This is a genomic window from Paenibacillus sp. 01L418, assembly GCF_056400045.1.
In genome coordinates, this window is the sequence record NZ_JBFTSN010000732.1 from 1 (window position 1) to 1493 (window position 1493).

Genomic DNA, 1493 nt, shown 5'->3' on the forward strand with positions numbered 1-1493 from the left:
TGGTGATGGGGGAGATTCGAAATATACACCTAAAGATGGTGTTGCCCAAATCGACATCTATTACCATGGGGGCATGCACCCAGAATGGAATGTTCCTGTAGGCTGGTCCACACAGTTTAACCAAAGCGGAATCAAGCTAGAGGCAGGCAAATCCTATGAGCTTTCCTTTAACGCATGGTCAACGGTAAATCGTCCGATAGCAGTGGAGCTGGGTGGATACAACAACACTGAAAGCGTACATTTTAATCTGACTAGTGATTCAGCTGCCGCTTATAAGAAAAGTTTGCGACCAAATAGCAACGTGGATATGACTCTTAAGTTTTTGCTTGGCAACGTCGTAAATGGTGCTTTTGTTACGCCTGATGGCGAGCATACGATTTACATTGATAATGTCGCTATTCGTGAAGTAGCAGCACCACCGGTATTAGTGGCCGATTCGACTGAAAACAAAGTCGGACAGACAATTGAGCTGACATTTGCAGACTCTCCTGCTTGGCGTGCCGCAATTACGCAGCTTACGATTGACGGTGCAGCTGTCCAGAGCAGCAGCTATACGGTTGAGGCAGGAAAAATCAAGCTTAATGCAGATTTATTTACAAGTGTCAAAACGTATCTCATCACCGTTGCCGCAGCAGGATACGGCATCAGCGAGGTGCAGCAGCAGGTGAAGACGGCTGCCGCAAACATTGCTCTTCATAAAGCTGCTGCTGCATCATCAGGCAATCAACCAGCAGCTAACGCTGTAGATGGAGCGGGCAATACGAGATGGGAGTCGGAGTCATCAGATCCTCAGTGGATTTCTATTGATTTTGGCGCAGTCTATAAGCTGGAAAGTGCTGTCCTGAGCTGGGAGGGAGCATATGGAAAAGCCTATAAGCTGCAAGTATCCTCGGCGGCAGCGCCAGGAGAAAGCGACTGGACGGATGTATTCACAGAAGCCGCAGGCAATGGCGGGCTCGACAACATTACATTAAACGGGCAAGAAGCAAGGCATATTCGAATGGTTGGATCTGCTAGGGGCACCATTTACGGTTATTCCCTGTGGGAGTTTGAGGTGTATGGCACATGGGTAAGCGGCGGCGAAGGAGGAGAAAACGGAGGCAATCCGGATCCTGGAACCACTCCGAATCCAGTGCTAGTGAACCTGGCGCTTAACAAGCAAGCTGTTGCATCAAGCTTTAATGCCGTTTTTCCTGCTCATTTGCTAACAGATGGCGATAAGGTTACAAGATGGGAAGCAAAATGGAGTGACAATAATACAGCTCCGTATCATGCAGAATGGTTTTATATTGATTTGGAAAAAGTTTATTCCATTAATAAAATCATTTTGACTTGGGAAGCTGCGTATGGAAAAGTGATTGATATTCAAGTTGCTGCAGCAGGAAGCGATTTATCGGCAGCAAGCACAGATTGGAAGACGGTACATTCCTTGAACAGAGAATTGAGAGCGGAAGACTTTGTTGAAACAATCACCCTTGCAGACAGTGCGGAGG

1 protein-coding gene is annotated in these 1493 nt (G+C 47.2%); it reads left to right on the forward strand.

The features are described 5' to 3' along the window. Positions 1-1493 (forward strand): galactose-binding domain-containing protein (locus AC1DSE_RS35155; protein WP_477529110.1); only part of this gene is annotated, 1493 nt, incomplete at both ends.